Raw genomic sequence first — 2,141 nt, forward strand, 5'->3', positions numbered from 1 at the left:
CGGAAATATCCCGAACCACGCGCCGACGCTGGCCGAGGGGGTCGGCAAGCTGCAGGCGGCGAGCCGCTCCGACGGACCGAAGGTGCTGGCGAGGCTGCTCGACAGCGCCAGCATCTCGGCGCGCTTCGCCATCATCAAGCTGGTCACCGGCGGCCTGCGCATCGGCGTTTCGGCGCGGCTTGCCAAACAGGCGCTGGCCGATCTCGGCCAGGTCGACGTCACCGAAATCGAGGAGCTGTGGCACGGGCTGACGCCGCCCTACATCTCGCTGTTCGCCTGGCTGGAGGGCAAGGCCGGCAAGCCCGAACGGACCGCGCAGGCGCTGTTCAGTCCGGTGATGCTGGCCAATCCGGTCGGCGACGGCGATCTCGAAAAGCTCGATCCGGCCGACTACGCGGCCGAATGGAAATGGGACGGCATCCGCGTCCAGGCGGTGTGCGAAGGCGGCATCCGCCGGCTCTATTCGCGCACCGGCGACGACGTCTCCGGCGCCTTTCCCGACCTCGCCGCGGCGATGGATTTCTCCGCCGCGCTCGACGGCGAATTGCTGGTCGGCGATCCGCGTGAAGCGACGGGTACCTTTTCCGACCTGCAGCAGCGGCTGAACCGCAAGAGCGTGTCGCCAAAAATCCAGCAGCAATATCCGGCCTTCATGCGTTGCTACGACGCACTGCTGATTGGCGGCGAGGATTTGCGCGCGCTGCCTTTCCGCGAAAGGCGGGCCCGGCTCGCGGCCTTCATCGGCACGCTCGATCCAGGCCGTTTTGACCTCTCGCCGCTGGTCGAATTCCCCGACTGGCAGGCGCTGGAGGAGCTTCGCCAGGCGCCGCCGCATCCGATCATCGAAGGGGTGATGCTGAAGCGCTGGGATTCGCCCTATCTCGCCGGCCGGCCGAAGGGTCCGTGGTTCAAATGGAAGCGCGATCCGCACACGGTCGACGCGGTGCTAATGTATGCGCAGCGCGGCCATGGCAAGCGCTCGAGTTTCTACTCCGATTACACCTTCGGCGTCTGGTCGGGCCCGGAAGGCGCGGAAGAGCTGGTGCCGGTCGGCAAGGCCTATTTCGGCTTCACCGACGAGGAGCTGAAGCAGATCGACAAATATGTCCGCGACAACACTGTCGAGCGCTTCGGCCCGGTGCGCTCGGTTCGCGCCGACCGCGACAACGGCCTGGTGCTGGAGGTGGCGTTCGAGGGGCTCAACCGCTCGACCCGGCACAAATCGGGCGTCGCCATGCGTTTTCCGCGTATTTCACGGCTGCGCTGGGACAAGCCGGCGGCCGAGGCGGACCGCATCGAGACGCTGCAGGCGCTGCTGGATTAGCAAATCCGACGCTACTGCGCGATCGAGACGCGGACCTCGTAGATATCGACCGACTTGCCCTGCTTGTCGAAGTCGGAGTTGATGGCAATGGTGCCGGCCGCGCCCGGCTGCTTGTCCGGGAACTGCACGTCGAACAGATATTCGTTGCGCTCGTGACCGACCGCATAGCGCTTGCGGCCGCAATCGCCGAGCTCGCCGAAATTGCAGTCGACCGAGATCTGCGTCTCCTTGCCCTCTTCCGAGCGGGCGACGATGTCGAACATGGCATGCTTGCCGACGAGCTTTTCCAGCACGCCCTGGCCGACGTCGAAGGCGATCGCCGAACCGGAAGCGCCGGAGCGGATGCGCAGGAACGAGCCGGTGTCGTCCTGCATCACCTCGGCCTTGGCGTCGGCGGGCGCCGCGACATGGGTCGGGTCGGCCGGTGAGAAGACACTGATCCAGTCGCGCTGCTGCGCGGCCTCGCCCTGTTTTTCCGGCGACCCGGCGGGCGGCTCGGCCGCCTCGTCGTCCTCGACCGTCGGCGGCGCCTGAGGCGGGCCGGTGTCGAGTTCGGCCGCGGTCTTGAAGACGCCGGTCTGCTTGGCGAAATAGAGCCCGATGCCGGCGGCGGCCAGCAGCGTCACGCCGAGGAAGATTGCCGTCAGCGGCAGGCGACGTCCCCTGATCCGCCGCTCGTCGCGGTCCGGCGCCACCTCCGCCTCGCCGTCTTCCGCCGCGGCGGATGCCGGCGAATCGAGCGTCGGCGCATCGGGAAGGTCGCCCGGCATGATGTCGGGGACGACTGGCAGCACGCGCGAGCGTGGCGCATCGGAGG

The 2,141-nt window shown here is 67.6% G+C and carries 2 protein-coding genes; one reads left to right on the forward strand and one right to left on the reverse strand.

Going from position 1 to position 2,141, the window contains the following annotated elements; all coding sequences use genetic code 11:
- Positions 1 to 1,324: cisplatin damage response ATP-dependent DNA ligase (locus tag EN738_RS33725; protein WP_127287307.1), on the forward strand; the 1,324-nt coding region annotated here is incomplete at its 5' end.
- Between the two features lie 11 nt (positions 1,325 to 1,335).
- On the opposite strand, the gene EN738_RS33730 is transcribed toward EN738_RS33725, so the two are convergent.
- The coding region (locus tag EN738_RS33730; protein ID WP_127287308.1) for a hypothetical protein at positions 1,336 to 2,141 on the reverse strand (806 nt) is incomplete at its 5' end.

Source organism: Mesorhizobium sp. M4B.F.Ca.ET.017.02.2.1, from assembly GCF_003998955.1.
In the GTDB taxonomy this organism is placed as follows: Bacteria; Pseudomonadota; Alphaproteobacteria; order Rhizobiales; family Rhizobiaceae; genus Mesorhizobium; species Mesorhizobium abyssinicae.